The sequence below is a fragment of the Aurantimonas sp. A2-1-M11 genome (assembly GCF_036549475.1).
Taxonomy (GTDB): domain Bacteria; phylum Pseudomonadota; class Alphaproteobacteria; order Rhizobiales; family Rhizobiaceae; genus Aurantimonas.
Genome location: NZ_JAZHLI010000048.1, coordinates 1 through 21,735, shown reverse-complemented (window position 1 = coordinate 21,735; position 21,735 = coordinate 1). Strand labels below are relative to the sequence as shown.

18 protein-coding genes, 1 pseudogene and 1 riboswitch are annotated in these 21,735 nt (G+C 66.6%); of the genes and pseudogenes, 11 read left to right on the top strand and 8 right to left on the bottom strand.

Annotated elements, in window-relative coordinates:
• Nucleotides 1-19: 19 nt before the first annotated feature.
• Nucleotides 20-2,743 (bottom strand): nitrate/nitrite transporter, encoded by a 2,724-nt coding sequence (locus VQ042_RS18420; RefSeq protein WP_331821779.1) that lies wholly within the window; start codon nt 2,741-2,743, stop codon nt 20-22.
• 252 nt (nt 2,744-2,995) lie between these two features.
• Between VQ042_RS18420 and VQ042_RS18415 the strand changes: the two genes are divergently transcribed.
• Nucleotides 2,996-3,694, top strand: coding sequence for a cyclic nucleotide-binding domain-containing protein (locus VQ042_RS18415; protein WP_331821778.1), 699 nt, complete (start codon nt 2,996-2,998; stop codon nt 3,692-3,694).
• Between the two features lie 331 nt (nt 3,695-4,025).
• Here VQ042_RS18415 and VQ042_RS18410 read toward each other — a convergent pair whose 3' ends face one another.
• From VQ042_RS18410 to VQ042_RS18395, 4 genes are all read right to left on the bottom strand, one after another.
• Entirely contained in the window at nt 4,026-4,460 is a 435-nt protein-coding gene (locus VQ042_RS18410; RefSeq protein WP_331821777.1) for a hypothetical protein, read from the bottom strand.
• A gap of 410 nt (nt 4,461-4,870) precedes the next feature.
• Nucleotides 4,871-6,163 carry an adenylate/guanylate cyclase domain-containing protein gene (locus VQ042_RS18405; protein ID WP_331821776.1) on the bottom strand — a complete coding sequence of 431 codons (1,293 nt, stop codon included), beginning with the start codon at nt 6,161-6,163 and terminating at the stop codon, nt 4,871-4,873.
• Between the two features lie 387 nt (nt 6,164-6,550).
• A complete protein-coding gene (gene dhaL, locus VQ042_RS18400; protein ID WP_331821775.1) occupies nt 6,551-7,192 on the bottom strand; it encodes a dihydroxyacetone kinase subunit DhaL in 642 nt (213 codons plus the stop codon).
• A 39-nt stretch (nt 7,193-7,231) separates the two neighbouring features.
• Nucleotides 7,232-9,313 carry a bifunctional sugar-binding transcriptional regulator/dihydroxyacetone kinase subunit DhaK gene (locus VQ042_RS18395; protein ID WP_331821774.1) on the bottom strand — a complete coding sequence of 694 codons (2,082 nt, stop codon included), beginning with the start codon at nt 9,311-9,313 and terminating at the stop codon, nt 7,232-7,234.
• 167 nt (nt 9,314-9,480) lie between these two features.
• On the opposite strand from VQ042_RS18395, the gene VQ042_RS18390 reads away from it, so the two are divergent.
• From VQ042_RS18390 to VQ042_RS18350, 9 genes are all read left to right on the top strand, one after another.
• The gene (locus VQ042_RS18390) at nt 9,481-10,974 is read left to right on the top strand and encodes an ABC transporter substrate-binding protein (RefSeq protein WP_331821773.1); all 1,494 of its coding nucleotides are present in this window, start codon (nt 9,481-9,483) and stop codon (nt 10,972-10,974) included.
• Nucleotides 10,975-11,051: 77 nt separating this feature from the next.
• A complete protein-coding gene (locus tag VQ042_RS18385) occupies nt 11,052-11,987 on the top strand; it encodes a carbohydrate ABC transporter permease (RefSeq protein ID WP_331821772.1) in 936 nt (311 codons plus the stop codon).
• Nucleotides 11,984-12,811, top strand: coding sequence for a carbohydrate ABC transporter permease (locus VQ042_RS18380; protein ID WP_331821771.1), 828 nt, complete (start codon nt 11,984-11,986; stop codon nt 12,809-12,811). Before VQ042_RS18385 ends, VQ042_RS18380 begins: the two co-directional genes overlap by 4 nt.
• A 2-nt stretch (nt 12,812-12,813) precedes the next feature.
• Nucleotides 12,814-13,098 (top strand): hypothetical protein, encoded by a 285-nt coding sequence (locus VQ042_RS18375; protein WP_331821770.1) that lies wholly within the window; start codon nt 12,814-12,816, stop codon nt 13,096-13,098.
• 4 nt (nt 13,099-13,102) lie between these two features.
• The gene (locus VQ042_RS18370) at nt 13,103-14,179 is read left to right on the top strand and encodes an ABC transporter ATP-binding protein (RefSeq protein ID WP_331821769.1); all 1,077 of its coding nucleotides are present in this window, start codon (nt 13,103-13,105) and stop codon (nt 14,177-14,179) included.
• A 42-nt stretch (nt 14,180-14,221) separates the two neighbouring features.
• The gene (locus VQ042_RS18365) at nt 14,222-15,283 is read left to right on the top strand and encodes an ABC transporter ATP-binding protein (protein WP_331821768.1); all 1,062 of its coding nucleotides are present in this window, start codon (nt 14,222-14,224) and stop codon (nt 15,281-15,283) included.
• Between the two features lie 17 nt (nt 15,284-15,300).
• Nucleotides 15,301-16,254, top strand: coding sequence for a carbohydrate kinase family protein (locus VQ042_RS18360; protein WP_331821767.1), 954 nt, complete (start codon nt 15,301-15,303; stop codon nt 16,252-16,254).
• 56 nt (nt 16,255-16,310) lie between these two features.
• Nucleotides 16,311-16,458, top strand: a riboswitch (FMN riboswitch).
• An 84-nt stretch (nt 16,459-16,542) separates the two neighbouring features.
• Entirely contained in the window at nt 16,543-17,004 is a 462-nt protein-coding gene (locus VQ042_RS18355) for a 6,7-dimethyl-8-ribityllumazine synthase (protein ID WP_331821766.1), read from the top strand.
• 129 nt (nt 17,005-17,133) lie between these two features.
• Nucleotides 17,134-18,897, top strand: coding sequence for an FAD-dependent oxidoreductase (locus VQ042_RS18350; protein ID WP_331821765.1), 1,764 nt, complete (start codon nt 17,134-17,136; stop codon nt 18,895-18,897).
• Between the two features lie 47 nt (nt 18,898-18,944).
• On the opposite strand, the gene derI is transcribed toward VQ042_RS18350, so the two are convergent.
• From derI to VQ042_RS18335, 3 genes are read right to left on the bottom strand one after another with little or no spacing between them, the layout of a single operon-like run.
• Nucleotides 18,945-19,406: a D-erythrulose-4-phosphate isomerase gene (gene derI, locus VQ042_RS18345; protein WP_331821764.1), complete on the bottom strand. Its 462-nt coding sequence runs from the start codon at nt 19,404-19,406 to the stop codon at nt 18,945-18,947.
• 13 nt (nt 19,407-19,419) lie between these two features.
• Nucleotides 19,420-20,184 carry a triose-phosphate isomerase gene (locus VQ042_RS18340; protein ID WP_331821763.1) on the bottom strand — a complete coding sequence of 255 codons (765 nt, stop codon included), beginning with the start codon at nt 20,182-20,184 and terminating at the stop codon, nt 19,420-19,422.
• Complete coding sequence (locus VQ042_RS18335) at nt 20,181-20,954, bottom strand: DeoR/GlpR family DNA-binding transcription regulator (RefSeq protein WP_331821762.1); 774 nt, start codon at nt 20,952-20,954, stop codon at nt 20,181-20,183. The genes VQ042_RS18340 and VQ042_RS18335 overlap by 4 nt, the downstream gene beginning before the upstream one ends.
• A gap of 295 nt (nt 20,955-21,249) precedes the next feature.
• Here VQ042_RS18335 and VQ042_RS18330 point away from each other — a divergent pair.
• Nucleotides 21,250-21,735, top strand: a pseudogene (locus VQ042_RS18330) (hydroxymethylglutaryl-CoA lyase); the annotation flags it as partial.

Below are 21,735 nucleotides of genomic sequence, written 5' to 3'. Positions count from 1 at the left end.
GACAAAGAATTCGCTAGGGTCATTGGGCCGGCTGGGGAGCAGCCCCCGCGGGCCTGCGCCCGAGTTCGACGTCGTGCAGCAGGCCGCCGGGCCGTGTGTAGACAGCCCACGTGATCACGACGCAGATCGCGTAGAAGATCAGGAAGCCCCAGAGCGCGCCCACGGCGGAACCGGTCAGCGCGATGGATGTGCCGTAGGCCTTGGGGATGAAGAAGGCACCGTAGGCGGCGATGGCCGAGGTGAAGGCGACAGTCGCACCCGATTCCATGGCGATCTGCCGCTTGCGCTCGTCAACGCCCAAGTGCGGCATCAGGCGTGGCACCTCGCGCCCCATGATCACCGGGATCATCTGGAAGGTGGAGGCATTGCCGACACCGGTCAGGAAGAACAGCGCCATGAAGCAGGCGAAGAAGCCGAGGAAGGACCCGAGCCCGAGGAAGGAAATCACACCGAACGTGGCCGCGATCATTCCCAGGAAGGTCCAGAAGGTCACCCGTCCTCCGCCGAACCGGTCGCTGATCCATCCGGTCCCGGCGCGGCTCAGCGCCCCCACCAGCGGCCCCAGGAACACGTAGTTCAGCGCGTTCACTTCGGGAAAGGCCAGCTTGGTCAGCAGCGGGAAGCCGGCGGAGTAGCCGATGAAGCTGCCGAAAGTGCCGGTATAGAGGATGCACATCAGCCAGTTGTGCCGACGCCCGAAGATCACCGCCTGGTCGGCAAAGCTGGCGCGCGCATCGGCAATGTCGTTCATGCCCAGCCAGGCAGCTATCGTGGCCGCGATGATGAACGGCACCCAGACGAAGCCCGCATTCTGCATCCAGAGCTGTCCGCCGTCCGACATGGTCTGTGGCTGTCCGCCCAGTGCCCCGAAGACGCCCGCCGTGATGACGATGGGCACAAGGAATTGCATGACGGACACGCCCAGGTTGCCGAGGCCTGCGTTCAAGGCCAGCGCGTTGCCCTTTTCCGCCTTCGGGAAGAAGTATCCGATGTTGGCCATGGACGAGGCGAAGTTGCCGCCGCCGAAGCCGCACAGAAGTGCCAGCGTGAGGAATATCAGATAAGGCGTGCCGGGGTTCTGCACCGCGTAGCCGATGCCCAGCGCCGGCAGCAGCAGCGATGCGGTCGACAGCGTCGTCCACAGCCGCCCGCCGAAGATCGGCACCATGAAGCTGTAGAAGATGCGCAGGGTCGCCCCCGAAAGCCCCGGCAGGGCCGCCAGCCAGAACAGCTGGCTCGGCGTGAAGTCGAACCCGATCGCCGGCAGTCGGGCGACGACGACCGACCACACCATCCACACCGAGAAGGCCAGCAGCAGCGCCGGGATCGAGATCCACAGGTTGCGCCGTGCCACCGCCCGGCCCTTTTCCTCCCAGAACACCGGGTCTTCGGGGCGCCAGTCGTCAAGGACACGCGGCATGGCCGTGCGCTCGGCGTGGTGGATGTCCTGCATTTCTGGCAATTGCGGCAAGCGGTCGAGCGCCTCGCCATGCGCGCCGCGTTCCATGGCCCGGATCGACAGGTGCATCCAGGTCAGCGCAATGGCGACCAGAACGAACAGCAGCGCGAAGCACGAGGTGTAGATGCCCGTGAGGTCCAGCAGCGCGCCGAAGCCGATGGGCAGGATGAACCCGCCAAGGCCGCCGATCATGCCGACGAGCCCGCCCACTGCCCCGACGTGGCGTGGATAGTAAACCGGGATGTGCTTGAAGACCGCCGCCTTGCCGAGGCTCATGAAAAAGCCGAGCGCGAACAGGGTGGCGACGAAGGGCCATAGCCCCATGCTGGTCGAGAATGCGATCGGCCCGCCCTTGCCCTGGACGATGTAATCCGTGGGCGGGTAGGACAGCATGAACAGGAAGATCAGCGAGAAGCCGAAGGTCCAGTACATCACCGACCGCGCGCCGAACTTGTCGGACAGGTGCCCGCCATAGGCGCGAAACAGCGAGGCCGAGAGGCTGAAGGATGCCGCTGCCATGCCCGCGGTGCGGACATCGACGCCGTAGACCTCGATCAGGTAGTGCGGCAGCCACAACGCCAGTGCGACGAAGGCGCCGAAGACGAAGAAGTAGTAGAGCGAGAAACGCCAGACCTGCAGGTTCTTCAGCGGCGCGAATTGCTCGGCAAACGACGGGGCCCTGGCGCCCGTCCTGCGCCGCTCGACCAGTTCTGGGTCGTCCTTGGCCAGCAGGAAGAACAGCACGCCGATCAAGGCCAGACCCGCCGCCCAGACATAGGCGACGCCGTGCCAGCCGAAGGCGACCATGACGAAGGGAGCGACGAACTTGGTGACCGCCGCGCCGACATTGCCGGCGCCGAAGATGCCAAGGGCCGTGCCCTGGTGGCCCGCATCGTACCAGCGGCTGACATAGGCCACGCCGATGATGAAGGACCCGCCCGCGAGCCCGATGCCCAGCGCCGCGATGAGATACATGATGTAGCTGTCCGCCAGCGTAAGCGCCCATGTGGCCAGCGCGGTCAGGATCATCTGGCCCGAGAAGACAAGGCGCCCGCCGTACTTCTCGGTCCAGACGCCGAGAAACAGGCGGGTAATGGAGCCGGTCAGGATTGGCGTTGCCACCAGCAGGCCGAACTGCGTATCGGTCAGGCCCAGCTCGGCCTGGATGGCGACACCGATGATGGAAAAGATTGTCCAGACCGCAAAACAGGCGGTGAAGGCGATCGTGCTCAGGCTCAAGGCGCGCGTCTGATCGGCGCGTGAGGCTGTGGCTACGGTCTGCATGGCGGGGTCTCCGACAAGATGGCGTTCACCCCGAGCAGGGGGATCATCGCCAGACCTGAGGCCGGAGCGGCCCGGAAAATTTGATCCAGATCACGAAACCCGGAAAAGCGTAGCGAAATAAATGTCTTACGGAATTATATCATGTCGTTGTGGTTGATCGATCAAGGCTCGGCCGGCGCAGGTCATTTCCACACTTGACATTTATCAAATAATATAATGACTATTATCAACCGCAGCGCCGGAGAGAATGGCATGCCCGATCCAGAATACCGGGATATTCATAAACTCGACCTCTTCTCACAGATGCCGGATGAGCATTTCACCGCGTTGATGCGCGGTGCCTATGTCCAGAATTTCCCCGCCCAGATCGAATTGGTCACCGAAGGCGAGCCGAGTGATTTCCTTCACATCGTTCTTTCCGGTTCGGTCGATCTGTTCTCCGCGTGGAATGGCAGGGTTACCAGCATGGCAACCGTGCGGCCCATCTCGACCTTTATTCTGGCCGCGACGATCAGGGACGCGCCCTATCTGATGTCGGCCCGAACGCTGGAGAAGAGCCGCATCGCGCTCATTCCGAGCCAGGACGTCCGCGCGATCTTCGACGCCGACAGCAACTTTGCCCGCGCGATCGTGACGGAGCTTGCGCAATGCTACCGCTCGATCATCAAGGCGCAGAAGGATCTCAAGCTCAGAACCTCGCTTGAACGCCTCGCAAACTACCTGTTGCGGCAACAAAGGCATGCCGGCGGCGGGGCTGCGTTCGAACTGGATTTCGAAAAGCGGCGCCTTGCATCGGTGCTGGGCATGACACCGGAAAACCTGAGCCGCGCCTTCAAGGGCCTCCAGCCCTATGGCGTCAAGGTCAACGGCACCCGCATCACCATAGGCGACCAGGCCGACCTCGAGCAGTTCGCCAAGCCCAATCCGCTGATCGACGACTTCTCGACCTGAAGGACGTCCATGTGACCGGAGCCAACGGACACCTCGTCAAAGAGTATCCGGACGCCTGGAAGACTATCCGGCCTTGGGCAACAAGCTTGTGAATTTCTCGCATGAGCTGAACGCACGACTTCGCGAATCTGGGACGGCTGCTGCGGGACTAGCCATGTGCATCGGGAGGAGATCGCGCGCCATCTGCCGCAGCCGGCGGCAGTCGCCTGAGCGACAATCCGAGATGAGCGGGGCGGACATGCCGTTCTATCAGGCCAACGCGCATTCGCGCCCTGCCGTCACGACAAGGCCTGACCGCGCTCGCGGGCTGCTTGCCAAGCCGGCTGCGGCGTCAGAACCGGCGCCAGATCGCGGCCACGATTCCGCGTTCACGCAGCGCGTTCGCGCCGGCAACCGTGGCGATGCCGCCCATCTGCACCGACCAGCTTTCGTTGACGTCCCAGACGCCACTCAGCTGCACCTTGTGCTCCCGGCCGCTGACGAAGATCGCCGCTTCGCTGCCGTCGCCGATGGAGTTGAACGACTGGGCGAGGAGAAGAATGTCGGGCACGGGACGCGTTCCGAAGGTCACATCCGCCTTGAACTCGCTCGGCGGGTCCCCGAAACGGGCCCGATAGCCAAGCTGGACGTCGAGAACGGACGACCAGCTGCCAAGGCCGAAGGCGCGACCGTACAGCATCCGCATGTCCAGTTCGCCATCGGTATGGCCGATGGCGGCTGGATCCTGATCGTCGTAGGTGCCCGGAATCCGCGCGACGATCTGCACACGATGATCTGGCCGTGACCCTTCGGCTGCGTCCAGGCGCCGGCCCGCACCTCGCCCGTACCGGTGCCGACGATCGCGCAGACAAGAAGGGCGCGGATCGCCGGTCGCAGGGTCATGGGCGCAGCGATGCAATGCGGCCCCTGCCGTCCGGCTCGCCTCCGGACGTCCCGATGTCCCGGGCCATCCGCCATCCGTCGACAACAAGGATGGACATCTGCTCCCCCTTGAACGCATCCGACCGTTCACGGCGTTCCCTCCGGGCAGGGTCCGCGCGAACCTGCCATTGCAATACTGCCATCCGTCGACACGCTAGGCGAGTCTCCATTCCTTTAGGGAAGACGCACGGAGGGATGGGGGCGACAGGCCTTCTGGCGGCCTCGCATCGCGGCCAGGCAGGCCGAGGCCGAGCGCTACCTTGCGTCCAGGCTAGACCGCGACGTCGAGCGGCATGCCCGACCGGTCGGCACTGGCCCCCGAGCCGCCGTCGCCGAAAAGGCAAAGACTTCCATCTCCTCGCCGAGGCCGCGCAACGGGAAGGCGCCGAGACTTTCGAGCGCCGAGCTGCAGCTCGCGCGATCGGCGAAGGCCCGCGACAGGAGCACCGGCCGCTTCACCGTCTTGGTCAGGTTTTCCAGGCGCGCGGCGGCATTGACCGCCGGGCCGATCACGGTGAAGTCCAGCCGGCTGCGCGAGCCGATATTGCCGTACATCACGTCGCCGACATGGATGCCGACGCCGTAGCGCAGCGGCTCGCGTCCGGCGCGCACATGTCCCTCATTGAGGACGTTCATCGCCTGCTGCGCTTCGGCCAGCGCCTTGAGCAGGTCGTCGCAGGCGGTCGGCCGGTCGAGGGGGAAGATCGCCAGCAATCCGTCGCCGATGAATTTCAGGATCTCCCCCCCATGGCGCTCGATCGGTTCGCAGACCGCGTCGAAATACCCGTTCAGGAGCTCGATCACGTCGTCACGCGGCCAGAGCTCGGAGATCCGTGTGAAATCCCGGAGGTCGCAGACCATGATCGCGGCCGCCACCGTCGTGCCGCTGCCGCGAGTGATCGCGCCGGCCAGGATCTGGTCGCTGGCATGCGGGCCGACATAGGTCTCTAGGAGCGTGCGCGCGAGGCGGTTCTTCAAACGGATCTCGCTGACCAGGGCGAAGGCCGGCAGGAGATCGGCGAGAAAGCCGAGATCGGCGTCGGAGAAGCCGGCCGGGTCGTCACTGGCGAAGGAGACCACGTGCCGGCGACCCAATGTGTGCTCGAGCGGCCAGGCCACATAGTCGGTCATTCCCTCGGCGCGCAATTCGCCGAACAGGGAGTATTCGTCCGCCGCGGCGGGCTCGCGGCTGAGGCGCAGGCGCACCTGGCTCGCCCCGCCGTGCACCGCGGCGATCGGACTGTCGAGATATTCCGCCGTTTCCATCGCGCCGTGCTGATAGGTCTGGATATCGGCGTCGGGTGCACCGGCACGCCACAGGATGCGCGCGCCCAGCCATTGCGGGTGGTGGATGCGGAAATGCACGGTCGCGCGCGCCACCGGCGGCCCGCCGGCCCGCAGGCGGTCGCAGAGCTGCTGGAAGATGTCGTCGATGAAACGCATGTCCCGGGTTTCGCGCACCAGCCAGTCGAGAAGGCGGGTGCGATGGATCGGCCAGTTCCCTGCCTCGCACGCGTCGGCCGGACCTGCAGAGCAAATGGGCTCCATCGTCAATCCTTGAATGTCTGGCGGCGATCTCCTTGGAATGGGGTCGCGTTCGTCCCTTCGCAAGACCGCCCCGAGGCAGACGGCGACCTCGTGCCAGGGCAAGATGCGAGGGTGCGGTCCGGTCGCAGCGGGACCGGCACCGGGGACAAGCCCCGACGCCCTGGTTTGCCGGACATCGATGCCGGCGGCCTGACTCATTCGCGTATTTGTCCGGGCATCGCGGATCACCGAGCCTGGGGATGAGCCGGGGCGGTGAACGATCCGTTGCCGCAAGCGGCCGGCCAGCGCGCGGACCCATTGCCATGGCGGCGACAGTGGATGCGCCCTGGCCGCCGAGTTCCTGCTCCGCCGTTCGCGGCCCGGCAGCAATCCCCGTGTCTGGCCGCCTCAGCGGTCCGCCAGCTGCGTCGCCATCACGCCGACGATGAGCGCCGTCGAGGCGGCGCCGGGGTCGATATGGCCGAGCGACCGGTCGCCGAGCCTTGCGGCCCGTCCCTTCGAGGCCCGCATCGCCTTGGTCGCCTCGGCGCCTTCCTCGGCCGCCCTGGCTGCGGCCTGGAAGCAGGCGCCGAGCCCGTCGCCCCGCTCGGCCGCCTCGCCGATCGCTTCGGCGGCCGGCAGCCAGGCGTCGACCATGGTCTTGTCGCCGCGCTCCGCCTTGCCCCGGTCCTGGATGCCCTTCGCCATGGCGCAGAACGCCTCGACCATGGCGTCGCGGTCCAGCTCCGGCTTGCCCTTGGCGGCGGCGCCGGCGCGCATGAAGGCCGTGGCGTAGAGCGGACCGGACGATGCGCCGACAGCGTTGAGGAAGGTCTTGGCGGCGGTGTTGAAGACGATGGCCGGCTCGCTCTCGGCCGTATCGATCTGGCCTAGCGCCTCGCGGACGGCGGTGAAGCCGATTCCCATGGTGACGCCGTGGTCGGCATCGCCGATCACGCCGTCCAGTTTCGACAGATGGTCCTTGTGCTCCTCGATCGCGTCGGCGATCGCGACGAACATCGCGACGAGATGCTGCGTGGTGATGGTCATGGGCATGGTCCGAATTGGGGTGGCAGGATCCGGCGGGGCTCAGCCCGCACGGAACATCGCACAATCGCAAGGGTGATCCAGAAGCTCGGTCAGCTCGTCGTCGAGCAGGATCAGCGTCACCGACATGCCAGCCATCTCCAGGGACGAGCAATAGGTGCCGACCCAGGTTGCATGGACGTCGATGCCCTTGCGGTCGAGGCGCTCGCGCACCCGGCGGTTGATGACGTAGAGCTCCATCAGCGGCGTCGAACCCAGCGAGTTGACCAGCACCGCCACCTTTGAGCCCTTCTTCGCCGGCATCTCGGCGAAGATCCGCTCCAGCATGTCGTCGGTCACCTCGTCGGCGGTGCGCAGCGGCTCGCGCGTCACGCCCGGCTCGCCATGGATGCCCATGCCGATTTCCATCTCGTCGGGGCCGATGTCGAAATTGTGCCGCAGGGTCTGGGGCAGCGAGCAGGGCGCGAGGGCGACGCCGACGGTGAAGGTGTTGTCGTTGGCCTTGCGGGCGACGCGCTCGCATTCGTCGAGGGACCACATCCTGTCGGCAGCCGCACCGGCGATCTTGAAGATGAAGAAATTGCCGGCGACGCCGCGGCGCTTCTCCTTCTGGTCGAGCGGCGCCGAGGCCACGTCGTCGGTGGAGAGCACCGTGCGGACCTCGATGTCCTCCATCGCGGCCATCTCGGCCGCCATGTCGAAGTTCATCACGTCGCCGGCATAGTTGCCGTACATGTAGAGTACGCCGGCGCCGCCATCGACGGCCTTGGTACATTCGAGGATCGGATCGGGCGGCGGCGAGGCGAAGACGTTACCGATGGCGCAGGCATCGGCGATGCCCTTGCCGACGAAGCCGACGAAGGACGGCTCGTGGCCGGAGCCGCCGCCGATGACGATCGCCACCTTGTCCTTGCGCGGACCGTCGACCGCGATCACTGATCGCGGGCTGTCCTCGAGCTGGCGCACATGCCTGGGATGCGCCTTGACGATGCCGTCCAGCATCTCCTCGATTATGTTCTTCGGATCGTTGATGAGTTTCTTGGTCTTCACTGGATTGCCTCCCTGTAGCTGTGTGCGTCTGGTTCCTCGCAGGGCGCCGAGCGACTCGGGCACCCCCTCCGCCTGCAGAATGCTGTGTGCCGTGGCCGCATCGGTGATCAGGATATTGGCATAGCCGCCGCGCAGCGCCGCCAGGATCGCCGGCACCTTGCGCGAGCCGCCAGCCACAGCGATGCGCACCTTGATCCGCGAGATCTCCTCCAGCGTCAGCCCGATGGTGCGCGCATCCAGCGGCGCGCGTACCGGCACGCCGCGGTCGTCGATGAAACGCCCCGCGACGACCGCGGTGGCGCGGTGAAAGGCCGGATGCGCCAGCTCCTCCTGGCGCACCAGCCCGCTGGCGTGGATGGTGCTGTCGGGCCGCGTCGAGCAGATGCCGAAGACGACCTTGTCGGCGCGCCGGGCCATGTCGAACTGCTCGCGCAACTGCGGCTCGTTCATTAGGATGTCGCGGACCGCGGCGCTGGAAACCACGGCCGGTGCGGTGATGTTGATCGAGCGCGCGCCCAGCGCGGTGGCAAGTTGCGAGGCGCAGAGCTCCGGCGTGAAATCGACCGGCGCCGAGGTGCCGCCGGTGAGCTGGATCACCGACAGGTCCGGAACCTGCCCGGGGCCGATGCGCCGGGCCAGCGCGATCATCGTGCGCCCCCAGGCGATGCCCAGCATGTCGCCGGGCCGGATCAGCCGCTGCAGCACCCGTGCACCGGTCTCGCCCAGCCGCTCGTCGAGGCCGGAATCGCCCTCGGCACTGGGAATGACGATGCAGTCGCTGAGATGAAAGCGATCCTTCATCGCCTGGGCGATCATCAGCTCGCTGAGCCGCGACGTCTCCATGGACAGGGTGACGATACCGCGGGTGCGTGCCTCGGCCAGGTAGCCGTTCACGGTCGCTCGCGAGACACCCATCGCCTTGGCGATCTCGTTCTGGGTCATGCCGTCGCGGGCATAGAGCCAGCCGGCCCACAGCAGCGGGTCGTCGCGGAACGGCAGAGGGACCGGGGTGGCCCCGATGGAGGGGCGTCCGGAGGCGCTCTTGCGCGCAGTCGAGGTGGTCAGGGATGCCATCTTGACATTTGTCTTATAGGATTTGAATATTGTCGCCAATAGGGTTTGCAGATCGCGATCCGACGGTCCTGGGAGGGATTGTGCCGTCGCATTCACGCGGTTGAACAGCAGCGCCGGAACGCGACAGGCCCCCCGGCGGCCACTATTGCAACTGGGAGGAAAATGGCATGACGAGATCTACCGATATGCGGACCGGCTCCGGGCTGTTGGTCCCGCGCCGGACCCTGTTGAAGGGCGGCGCGGCGCTCGGCCTTTCGACCGTCCTCGGCGCCCCCTTCATCAACCGCCTGAGTGCCCAGGAGAGCCATCCGCTCGCCGGCCAGTCGATCGAGATGAACATTCTGGGCATCGCCGGCTGGGTGCCGTCCTCGCTGGGCGTGAAGATGTCGCCGCTCTTCGCCGAATACGTGAAGGAGCGTTACGGCTACGACGTCTCCTTCAACTTCCAGGAAGCGCCCTTCGCCGACCTGTTCCAGAAGGCCGCGACCTCGCTGGTCACGCGCAGCCAGGAATTCAACATCATCATCTCCGACAGCCAGTGGCTGGGCGCGCTCGCCCAGCCGGGCTGGATCCTGAAGCTCAACGACGTCATCGCGCAGAACCCGGCGCTCGACATCGAATGGTACTCCAAGACCGTCGTCGACACCTACATGACCTATCCCGACGGCAGCCAGGACATCTGGGGCCTGCCGCAGGAAGGCGACGTCGAGGCGCTGTTCGTGCGCAAGGACTGGCTCGAGGACCCTCAGGAGCGCGAGGCGTTCAAGGCCAAGTACGACGTCGAACTGCCCTCGACCTTCGAGGATTTCGAAAACCTCACCATGGACGAGTTCGAGAAGATCGCGGACTTCTTCACCCGGCCGGACGAGCAGCGCTGGGGCTTTGCCCAGCAGTACAGCCGCGTCTACGACTTCGCGACCTGCGCCTTCAACAACTTCCTGTGGAGCCGCGGCGGCGAATTGTGGAACCCGGAGACCGGCCAGGTCGAGGGCGTCCTCAACACGCCGGAGAACGCCGCCTCTCTGGAGGAATACAAGCGCTGGCTGAAATACTGCCCGCCGGGCGCCACCAATATCGGCATCGCCGAAGGCATCGACGTCTTCACCCAGGGCAAGGTCTTCGCGACCATCCAGTGGGCCGCCGTCGGTCCGGCCATGATCACCGAGGAACTGCAGGGCAAGGTGCTGGTCGTGCCGCCGCCCAAGCATCAGGCGCCGGGCGCCGAGCCCAAGCGGATCTACTCCATGGGTGGGCAGCCCTGGGTGATCAACGCCTTCAACGACGAGCAGAAGATGCGCGTCGCCATCGACTTCATGAACTGGTGGTACCAGCCCGAGACGGCGCTGGAATTCGCCAAGCGCGGCGGCAATCCGTGCGACAAGGCGACCCTCTCGCGGGACGATTTCAACGACATCAACCCGTGGAACCGCACCTACAAGTTCATGCTCGAGGACGGCCGCTCGCAGGACTTCTGGCATGACCCGAAATATTCGGAGATGCTGTCGGTCCAGCAGGAGGGCTATTCCTCATTTGTGACCGGCCAGTCGACCGACGCCCAGGCGGTGATGGACTACATCGCCTGCGCCCAGCAGCAGATCCTCTACGATTCCGGCACGGCCACCGAAGCGCCGTCCGACAGCTGCGCGATGACCTCGCTGTAAACGACAGGTCCACTCGTCGGCCGGACGCGGCTCAGACCCCGCGCCCGGCCCCTGAGTCATCACATCGAGGCCCGAACATGCCCCCCGTCCAGCAGCGTCGGCGGCCTTTTGCCCGCCTGTTCGACAACCGCGCCACGCTGATCCTCACGCTGCTGGCGCCGGTGATGATCTTCTTCATCGTCTTCAACACGATCCCGACGCTGTGGCTGCTCGGCCTGTCCTTCTACAATTTCTCGCTGACCAGCGGGATGCCGCCGGAATTTGTCGGTTTTCGCAACTTCCTCGGCATCCTCGCCAGCAAGAACGGCATCTGGTTCGACCTGTCGCGCACCTTCACCTTCGTCCTGTGCGGCGTGACGATCCAGACCGTTCTCGGCGCGATGCTGGGCTTCCTGTTCTGGGGCTCTAGGGACATGCCGGGCCGGCGCATCGCGCTGACGCTGCTGTTCGCCCCCATGGTGCTGACGCCGGTGGCGTCGGGCACCTTCTTCCGCTTCATCTACGACCCGACCTTCGGCGTCCTGAACTATCTCGGCCGGGCGCTGTTCGACAGCGGGCCGATCGACTTCCTCGGCAATCCCGAACTCGCCTTCTGGGCGGTGCTGGCGGTGGATTGCTGGATGTGGACGCCGTTCATGACGCTGATGACGCTGGCGGCCCTCGGCTCGGTGCCGACGGCCGAACTGGAGGCGGCGGAGATCGACCGCGTGCCCTTCCTGCGGCGCCTGACCCTGGTCATCTGGCACCACGGCAAGTTCATCATGATGCTCGGCATCCTCCTGCGCACCATCGACAGCTTCAAGACGCTCGACCTGATCATCCCGATGACCAAGGGCGGGCCGGGCCAGACCACCCGGCTGGTGGCGCTGGAGCTGAACAAGCAGGCCTTCGAGAGCTTCAACATGGGCTGGTCGTCGGCCTATGCCGTCCTTCTCCTCCTGATATCGATCGCCATGACCAGCGCCTTCATCTTCGTCCTCAGCCTGCGTCGTCGCCGGGAGGGCGGAGCATGAGCCGCCTGCGCGAATGGCTGTATTACGCCGCCCTGTGGCTGATCGCGCTGATCTTCTTCGCGCCGATCGCCTGGATCGTCATGTCGTCCTTCAAGACCCGCGACGACATCCTGGCGATGCCCCCGAAGCTGTTCTTCAAGCCGACGCTCGACAATTACGTCGACCTGTTCAACCGCGGCGAGATCTTCCTGCAGATCGCCAATTCCGTGGTGCTGTCGATCGGCGCCGTGCTGATCGCCGTGGTCGTGTCCTTCCTTGCCGCCTTCTGCTTCTCGCGGTTCCGGCCGAAGGGCACCGACTTTTTGATGTTCCTGCTCCTGTCGATCCGCATGCTGCCGGGACCGGCGGTGATCCTGCCGGTCTTCCTGATGTATGTCGCCTTCGGCTGGAAGGATTCGCATCTCTGGCTGATGCTGTTCTACGCCATGTTCTCGATCCCCTTCTCGGTCTGGATCCTGAAGGGCTTTCTCGACGGCGTCTCGACGCGCTTCGACGAGACCGGCATCGTCAATGGCGGCTCGTGGTTCCACGTCATCTTCAAGGTGGTGATGCCGCAGGTCCGCCCCGGCCTCATCGCCGCCTTCATCTTCAACCTGATCTTCGTATGGAACGAATATCTCTTCAACTTCATCATTGGCGGGGTGAGCACCCAGAACATCCCCTATGCCCTGTCCGTCGGCACCTATTCCGATGGCGGCGTGAACTGGACGTTCATCTCGACGATGACGTCGGTCTACATCATCGTGCCCGTCGTCTTCATCTACATCTTCCAGAAATATCTTCTGGTCGGCATGACCTTCGGCACCGTGCGGGGAGAGGTCTGAGCATGAAACCCACCCGCACCTTTCCCGAGCGCCTGGAGACTTTCCTGATCTTCGGCCTCCTGGCCGGCATCCTGATGATCGCCCAGCGCTACAACCTCATGGTCTACAAGGTCGGCCTGTGCGTGCTGGTCGCCGCGACCCTCCTGCAGATCGCCGTGGGCAATCTGCGCAAGGACGCCTCGCCGGGCGCCAGCCTGTACTTCATCGTCAAGGTGCTGCTGGTCATCGCGGCCGTGTTCTCGGTCGGCATCCTGATGGTCCCGACATTCTCGCAACTCGGTCGCTGATTTCATGTCGCTGCAGTTCCAAGGCATCACCAAGCGCTACGGCCGGACCGTGGCTCTCGACGCACTGACCCTCGACGTCGCGCCGCAGAGCTTCACCGTGCTGTGCGGCCCGCCCCAGTCCGGCAAGTCGACCCTGTTCCGCATTCTGGTCGGGCTGGAAAAGCCCGATGCCGGCCAGATCCTTCTGTCGGGCCGGGACATCGTGGGCGACCCGCCGGCCGAGCGGCCGATCGGCTACGTGCCGCAGAATTTCGCGCTCTACCCGCACCAGACGGTGGCCCAGAACATGGCCTATCCGCTGACGCTGGCGCGGTTCCCGAAGGACGAGATCGCGGCGCGCGTCGACCGCACCGCCGGCATCCTGTCGATCACCCATCTCCTGGCGAAGACGCCGGACCAGCTCTCGGGCGGCGAGAAGCAGCGCGTGGCGGTGGCGCGCGGGCTCCTGAAGGACGCCCAGATCTTCGTTCTCGACGACCCCCTGGTCGGGCTCGACTACAAGCTGCGCGAACGGCTGATGGACGAGCTGAAATCGTTGCGCGAGGAGTTGAACGCCACCTTCCTCTATGCGACCTCGGATTCGCTGGAAGCGCTGACCATGGCGCAGCGGCTCGCCGTGCTCGACGCCGGCCGGGTGATCCAGGACGGCGAGGCGACGGCGGTCTACCACCAGCCCTCGCAGGCCCGCTCCCTCGACCTGATCGGCTTTCCGAACGCCAATCTCTATCCAGGCGGCGTCATCGACGGCACCGTCGAGGCGGGGCCGCTGCGCCTCACGGCCGCCGGCATTCCCGAAGGACAATCGGTCATCGCCGGCATCCGGCCCGAACATGTGCGGTTGAATCCCGAGGGCACAACGGCCGGCGCAATGGCGCGCGTCACGCTGGTGGAAAATCTCGGCGGCGAGGCGGTGGTCTATCTCGATCTCGACGGCCATTCCCTGACCAGCGCGATAGCGCTCCACGATCGCGCGCCGCCGGAATTCGACAGCACGGTCGGCGTGCAGATCGACCCGGCCGACATCCTGCTGTTCGACGGGACCAGCGGGCAGCGGCTGGCGGGCGCGGGGGGCCGATCGTGAACGCGCCGCAGGCCCCATGCGTTCGAGCGGAGCAGAAGATCCATGGCTGAGATCGTCATCGAGCACATCACCAAGCGCTTCGGCAGCTTCACCGCCGTCAACGACGTCCACATGACCTTTGCCGACGGCGAGGTCGCCTGCCTGCTCGGCCCGTCGGGCTGCGGCAAGACCACGCTGATGCGGATGCTGGCCGGGCTGGAGCGGCCCAGCGAGGGCCGTGTCCTCTTCGGCGGCCGCGACGTGACACGGCTGCCGCCGCGCAAGCGCAATGTCGGCATGGTGTTCCAGTATCCGGTCATGTACCCGACCCTGTCGGTGGCCGAGAACCTGGAACTGCCGATGCGGCACGACCGCAGCGTCTCGACCGCCGAGCGCAGGCGCCGCGTCGACGAGGTGCTCGACGTCCTCGATCTGCGTCCGCTGGCCGGCGCCTTCATCGAACAGCTCGACGCGGGCAGCCGCCAGAAGGTGGCGGTGGGCCGCGCCGTCGCGCGCCAGTCGGAGATCGTCCTGTTCGACGAGCCGACCACCAATGTCGAGGTCAACGCCAAGCTGCAGCTCATCCGCGCCTTCAAGCGCGTCACCAAGCGGCTGAAGCAGACCATCGTCTACGTCACCCACGACCAGACCGAGGCGATGACCCTGGCCGACCGGATCGCCCTGATGAAGGACGGCCGGATCATGCAGTACGACCGGCCGCAGGTGCTCTACGGCCAGCCGACCACCGAGTTCGGCGGCTGGTTCCTGGGCAATCCCGGCATGAATTTCATCCCGGCCGAGCTCGACAGCCGCGGCATCCACGCGCCGATCCTAGCCGCGCCGCTGCCGACCCCGCAGAGCCCCCCGAAGGGCAAGCTGACGATCGGCATAAGACCGGAACTGGTGCGCATGACCGGCGAGCCGACCGAGGGCAGCGTCGGCGCGATCCTCGTCGACCAGGCGATCGGCATCGCCGGCCGCTACCTGACCAAGGCGAAGATCGGCGAAACACTGGTCAAGGTGAACACCGAAGGCCGCCCGCCGGCAGAGCTCGGCGGCGCCGTCCATCTGTCGGTGCCGCGCGACCGGCTGATGCTGTTCTGCGACGGCAACCGCATCTCGTGACACACGAAAGGACGGACATGCGCTACGATGTCTCGGTCGTCGGGCTCTACATCCTCGACATTCTCGGACGTCCGGTCACCCGCATTCCCGATCGCGGCAATGTGGAGTTCATCGACGAGATCCGCCTGACCGTCGCCGGCACCGCCGGGGGCGTCGTCGTCAACACGGCCAAGCTCGGCCTGAACAGTCTCGCCGTCGGCGCGGTGGGCAATGACGAGAAGGCCGACTTCGTCCTCGGCGCGATGGACCGGCTCGGCATCGACACCTCCGCCATGCAGCGGCTCGACGGCGTCCCGACGTCGGCGACCATCCTCAACATCCGGCCCAATGGCGAGCGCCCGGCCTTGCACATGCGCGGCGCCTCGGACCATTTCGACGTTCCGCCGAGCCTTTACGACCAGATCTTCGACACGCCGATCCTGCATCTGGGCGGCACGGGGCTGCTGAGGAAGCTCGACGGCGAGCGCAGCCGGGTGTTGCTGGAGGAGGCCAAGCGCCGCGGCTGCACCGTGACCTTCGACCTGATCGCCGCGAGTGCCGAGACCGCCGGTCTGGTGCTGCCGCTCCTGCCGCATATCGACTATTTCATGCCCTCGATCGAGGAAGCCCGCGACATGTCGGGCCAGGCCACCCCGGGCGACTGCGCCGCCTTCTATCTGGACCGGGGCGCGCGGACCTGCGTCTTCACCCTCGGCGCCGAGGGCGCCTATTACGCCGCGGCCGACGGTACCCGGCTGCATGTACCGGCCTACGACATCGAAGTGATCGACACGACCGGCTGCGGCGACGCCTTCGACGCCGGCTTCATCACTGCACTGACGCACCGGTTGGAGCCGGAAGCGGCCATCGATTTCGCGCAAGGGGTGGCCGCCCTTGTGGCGAGCGGCCTCGGTTCGGATGCCGGGGTGCAATCCTTCGACCACACGCGCGAGCGGGTCGCGGAACTGCAGGCCGGCCGGCGCCGGACCTGACCACCGCGCGTCCGCTGTCCTGCGGCTTGCATGGGCCCGCCGGCGGTGCTTTATCTCGACGCGCTCAGGGCGGGGTGAAAGTCCCCACCGGCGGTATGCGGCATGTGCCCGCGAGCCCGCGAGCGCCCTTCGGCTGCGAAGGGGTCAGCAGATCAGGTGCGATGCCTGAGCCGACGGTCACAGTCCGGATGAGAGAGAACGAACGCATGGCGCGCCGGGCGAAAGCCCTCGCGCTCCGCGTCCGTGATCGCCTTGGGTGACGTGTCCGTTGCGAAAGGAGATCCCGCCATGGCGCCCACCCGCTACGCATTCATCAAGGCCAATTGGCACGCCGACATCGTCTCGCGTGCCCTGGAAGGCTTCACCCAGATCATTCCGGACGACCAGGTCGACGTCTTCGACGTGCCCGGCGCCTTCGAGATGCCGCTGCTCGCCCGCGACCTCGCCCTGACCGGACGCTATGCGGCCGTGGCCGCCGCGGCCCTGGTCGTCGATGGCGGCATCTACCGGCATGATTTCGTCGCGCAGGCCGTCGTGGACGGGCTGATGCGCGCCGGCCTCGACAGCGGCGTGCCGGTGCTGTCGGTGTCCCTGACGCCGCATCACTACCAGGAGACCGCCCATCACGAGGCGATCTTCCGCGAGCATTTCGTCACCAAGGGCCGCGAGGCAGCCGAGGCGGCACTGATGATCGTCAGGACGCGCCAATCCGTCGGCACGCCGCCCGCTACCATCCACCGCGCCGCCTGATCGGCGCGGATCGCAGCGGCACCGGACAGACCCGACGCCATTCCTGGCGGCCGCGCGCCCACTTTTTGGTGGACAGGCCGACGGCGCATCGAAAGGGTCGGGATTCCGGCAATGCAGGATGATGCGGGAGTGAGCGTGCCAGACAACGCGACCGACGAGCCTCCCATCAACGACGAACCCGTCATTGACGACCAACCCGACGACGAACTGCCTGCCCTGCCCGAGGGCCAGCCGGTCGATGTCGTCATCCTCGGCGCGGGATTGCACGGCGCCGGCCTCTTCCGGGACCTCTGCGCACAAGGGGTCTCCTGCCTGATCGTCGACAAGGGCGATTTCGGCTCCGGCGCCAGCGCGGCCTCGTCCCGCCTGGTCGAGGGCGGGCTGGCCGAGCTGGAAATCGGCGACCTCCAGGGGGCGGACCTGGCAGCGGCCGAGCGCAACCGGCTCCTGAAGATCGCACCCCATTGCGTCGAGACACTGCCGGTCGTGTTCCCGGTGTTTTCCCGAATGGGAGGGCTGTGGGCGCTGCTGCGAACCCTGGCCGGCTCGCCCACGGTGCCGCGCCACCGCGGCTCGATCCTGGCCCGGATCGGCCTTGCCCTCCACGACCGCACCGGCGCGCGGCACGGGGGCATCCCGCCCCATGTCCTCCTCGGCCGGCAGCGGGCGCTGGCGGACCCTCTCGGCCTGCCTGCGGGCGTCGCCGCCGCCGGCATCTACCACGACGCCCGAATCACCGCGCCGGAGCGGTTCGTCTACGAACTGGTCAGGGACGGGCTGGACGCGTGCCCGGAAGCGGAGGCCGCCAGCTGGACGTCGCTGGTTGCCTGCATCGGCGGGCAATTGGCCTTCGAGCGCGACGACGGCTCGCAATTCGTCGTTCGCCCGACGCTCGTGGTCAACGCTGCCGGGGCGTGGATCGACGAGGTCAACACCGCTCTCGGCGCGCCGTCGGAACTGGCCGTCGTCCGCAAGCGCACGCACGTTCTCCTCGACCAAGAGGATCTGCGGCGCCGGCTGGACGGACGGATCCTGCGCTTCGAGGCTCCGGATGCGGGACCAGGCAGGGGCTGGCTCTGTACCGCGCAGGACTATTTCGGCCGGGTGCTCGTCGGCGCCACCGATGCGCCGACCGACGATCCGGACGATTCACGTTGCGACGATGCGGACGTAGAGACCCTGCTCGGCAGCCTGCGCGCACTCCTGCCCGACCTGCAGTTCGGCGCAGACCAAATCGTCCACGCCACCGCCGGAATCTATGCGCTGCCGGCGTCGGACGATGCCACCGGCGGCAAGCCGGGCCGAGGCAGTTCGATGCCGGTCGTCGAGCCGGACGCGGACCGGGCCTTCCCAATCCTGTCGTTGGTCGGCGGACGGTGGACGACCTACCGGGCCTTTGCGGAGAGGGCGACCGACAGGATCCTGCGCCGCCTGAAGCGCAGCCGGCTCACCTCCACCGACCATCTGGCTGTCGGCGGCGGCCGCAACTATCCTGGCAACCCCTTGGCGCGCTCTGTCTGGCTGGCCGAAGGCTCGGTGGCGACCTGGCTCGACGAGCCCCGGCTGGAGGCCCTGCTGGAGCGCTACGGCACCACCGCGCTGGCGATTGCCCATCATCGCTGCGACTATTCCGATGGCGAACGGCTGCCCGATGCGCGGTCGACGAGCCTGAAGGAGATCGACTGGATCGCGCGCAACGAGGACGTCGTGCGTCTCGAGGATATCGTCCTGCGTCGCACCAATCTGGCCGTCACCGGCATGCTGACCGCGCGGGACATCGAGGCGATCGCCATCGTCGCGGCCGCCGCCCTGCGATGGTCGCCGGAACGCCGGTCCACGGAGATCGCCGCGGTGACGAAGACCCTGACCGAAACACGCCGCATGCGGCTCTAGGCCTTGCATCACGCGGCGCAACAGGATGCTGCGAAGAGATCAGGCCCTCAGGCGCCGTGGTACTTGGCGTCCAGGGCGTCGATTGCCTTCACATTGTCGGCCGAGCGGCCGCCGGGGTCGAACTTGCAGGCCAGAAACGCGTCGGCCACGCTCTTGGCGAGCTCGCTCCCGATGACGCGTGCGCCCATGGTGATGATCTGGGCGTTGTTGGACAGGGCCGCCCGCTCGGCCGAATAGGTGTCGTGGGTCTGGGCGGCGCGGATTCCGGGCACCTTGTTGGCCGACAGGCAGACGCCGATGCCGGTGCCGCAGCACAGGATGGCCCTGTCGTAGGTGCCGTCGAGAATGCCGCTGGCGACCCGGTCCGCCAGGTCGGCATAGAATTTCTCGGCGCCGGTGGGCGGATTGCTGACTTCGGACACGTCGAGGCCGTCCCGGCCGCTCAGATGCTCGGCCAGGACCTTGGCGAGGGGGGCTCCGGCGCTGTCGCCAGCGATCGCGAGTTTCATGAAGCGTCCTTTCTCAGATGGTGGCGGCGCAGCGTGACAGGATGTCGAGATATCCCTCGACCTCCCATGCCGACCGCCCGATGAACAGCCCGTCGACATGTGGGCAGGCGATGAGTTCGGCGCAATTGCCGGAATTGACGCTGCCGCCATACAGGCATGGCAGCCGGCGACCGGTGATCTCCTCCGTCGCCGCGATGATGCCGGCCTGGCGCGCGTCGGCATAGTCGGGCGAGGCGGGCGTGCCGCCCTCGCCGATGGCCCAGACCGGCTCGTAGGCGAACAGGATCGGCGCCGCCATCTGCGCCTCGGAGAGCCTCGAAAGAGCGCCCTCGACCTCGGTGCGCAGCACCGCATCGGCACGCCCTGCGGCCTTGTCCTCGGCGCTTTCGCCGATGCAGATCAGCGGAATCAGCCCGTGACGGACCGCCGCCTCCGTCTTCAGCCCCACCGTCTCGTCGGTCTCGCCGAAATGCGCCCGCCGCTCGGAATGGCCGAGTTCGACCATGTCCACTGCACAATCGACGAGCATCGGGGCGGAGACCTCGCCGGTCCAGGCGCCCTGGTCGGCCCAGTGCATGTTCTGGGCGCCGACCTTCACGTCGGTCCGCGCAAGGATCGCCTTCACCTCGCGCACTGCGGTGAAGGGCGGGATGACGAAGCGCTGGATCCGCCCGTCCCCCGTTTCCATGGCAAGGCGCTCGGCGAAGTGGCGCGCCTCGGCCAGAATCTTGTTCATCTTCCAGCTGGTGCCGATCCAGACCTGCGGCGCTGCGCTCATCGATCCCGTTCCTCTGCCAGATACAATCGGATTCCGTCCTCTTCCAGCGCGGCGGCGCGCTCGCGCGGCAGCGCCGTCGATGTCACCACCCCGTCGAACACGCCGAGATCGGTGAAGAGATGGAGGGCCGTGCGCCCGAACTTGCGATGGTCGACCATCAGGTAGCGTTGCGCCGACGACGCGATCATCCGCCGCTTGACCGCCAGCACCGCCTGATCCTGATGGAATGCCGTCCGACCCTCGATCGACGAGCTCGACAAAAGCACGATGTCGGCGCGCAGCGACGCCAGCGCCGCCTCGGTGACCACGCCGAAGAAGCCGTTGAACTTCCTGGAATAGCTGCCGCCGAGAGCGATCAGCTCGATCCCCGCCGCCCCCGACAGCTCCGTGATCACCGCCATGTTGTTGGTGATCACCGTCAGCGGGAGCCGGTCGCGCAGGAAGGGCGCGAGGTCCTGCGCCGTCGAGCCGTCGTCGACCATCACGCACATGCCGCTCTGGACGAACTCCGCCGCCCGCGCCGCGATCGCCCGCTTTTCCCCGGCGGCCAGCCGCGCGCGGTAGCAAAAATCGCTCTCGAACTGGCCGCTTGCCTCGATCGTCGCGCCGCCGCGGGTCCGGCGCAGGAGCCCCTCGGCTTCCAGCTCGTCGAGATCGCGGTGGATCGTCATCTTCGAGACGGCGAACTGCAGCGCCAGCCGGTCGAGCGTCGCCGAACCTTCCTCGACCAGAAGGTCGACGATCTCGCGCCTGCGATCGTCCCGTTTCACGGCGGTGGCTCCTTCCGACCCGGTTCCGGGCTTTCCCGTGTCATCCGACAAGGCGACGGGTTTTGCAACATGAATCATGTGATTTTGTGGTCTTGTGCCGTTATCTTCCTCGCCGATACTGAGGCCGACGCGGCGCGCCCTGCTACAGGAATGCGTTGGCAAGCGACCGGACGCTGGCGTAGAACGCGGCGACCCGGCAGGTCACGGCGCGGCCGGCGACGCCCGGCGTGGCAGATCGGCCGACCCGGCGCCGTTCGCGACGGCGCCCCGACTAATTGCAAGGAGCGTTTCGCCCATGGACATGTCCCTGCCCGCGAAGGTGCGCATCGTCGAGGTCGGCCCGCGCGACGGCCTGCAGAACGAGCCGAAATACCTTCCGACCGACCAGAAGATCGACCTTGTGCGCCGCCTCGCTGCCGCCGGCCTGACCGAGATCGAGGTGACCTCCTTCACCCATCCCAAATGGATCCCGAACCTGGCCGACGCCGAGGCCGTCACCAGTGCCGTCGCAGACCTGCCGATCACGTCCTTCGCGCTCGTGCCCAACCGCCGCGGCCTCGACCGTGCCCTGGCCGCCGGCGCCAAGGGCGTGACACTGGTCGTCTCGGTGACCGACGCCCACAACACGGCCAATCTCAACCGCAGTACCGAGGACTCCGTGACGGAGTTGCTGGTTCTGGAGAACGAGGCCCGGCAGGCGGGGCTGAAGACCCGCATTTCCCTGTCGGTGGTGTTCGGCTGCCCCTTCGACGGCGCGGTGGCCCCCGAGCATGTGGCCGAG

Coding starts and splice junctions, on each gene's coding strand:
- VQ042_RS18380 (WP_331821771.1), top strand. CDS start 11,984: ATGAGCCGCCTGCGCGAATGGCTGTATTACGCCGCCCTGTGGCTGATC.
- VQ042_RS18375 (WP_331821770.1), top strand. CDS start 12,814: ATGAAACCCACCCGCACCTTTCCCGAGCGCCTGGAGACTTTCCTGATC.
- VQ042_RS18405 (WP_331821776.1), bottom strand. CDS start 6,163: ATGGAGCCCATTTGCTCTGCAGGTCCGGCCGACGCGTGCGAGGCAGGG.
- VQ042_RS18360 (WP_331821767.1), top strand. CDS start 15,301: ATGCGCTACGATGTCTCGGTCGTCGGGCTCTACATCCTCGACATTCTC.
- VQ042_RS18420 (WP_331821779.1), bottom strand. CDS start 2,743: ATGCAGACCGTAGCCACAGCCTCACGCGCCGATCAGACGCGCGCCTTG.
- VQ042_RS18415 (WP_331821778.1), top strand. CDS start 2,996: ATGCCCGATCCAGAATACCGGGATATTCATAAACTCGACCTCTTCTCA.
- derI (WP_331821764.1), bottom strand. CDS start 19,406: ATGAAACTCGCGATCGCTGGCGACAGCGCCGGAGCCCCCCTCGCCAAG.
- VQ042_RS18395 (WP_331821774.1), bottom strand. CDS start 9,313: ATGGCATCCCTGACCACCTCGACTGCGCGCAAGAGCGCCTCCGGACGC.
- VQ042_RS18390 (WP_331821773.1), top strand. CDS start 9,481: ATGACGAGATCTACCGATATGCGGACCGGCTCCGGGCTGTTGGTCCCG.
- VQ042_RS18355 (WP_331821766.1), top strand. CDS start 16,543: ATGGCGCCCACCCGCTACGCATTCATCAAGGCCAATTGGCACGCCGAC.
- dhaL (WP_331821775.1), bottom strand. CDS start 7,192: ATGACCATCACCACGCAGCATCTCGTCGCGATGTTCGTCGCGATCGCC.
- VQ042_RS18385 (WP_331821772.1), top strand. CDS start 11,052: ATGCCCCCCGTCCAGCAGCGTCGGCGGCCTTTTGCCCGCCTGTTCGAC.
- VQ042_RS18340 (WP_331821763.1), bottom strand. CDS start 20,184: ATGAGCGCAGCGCCGCAGGTCTGGATCGGCACCAGCTGGAAGATGAAC.
- VQ042_RS18365 (WP_331821768.1), top strand. CDS start 14,222: ATGGCTGAGATCGTCATCGAGCACATCACCAAGCGCTTCGGCAGCTTC.
- VQ042_RS18370 (WP_331821769.1), top strand. CDS start 13,103: ATGTCGCTGCAGTTCCAAGGCATCACCAAGCGCTACGGCCGGACCGTG.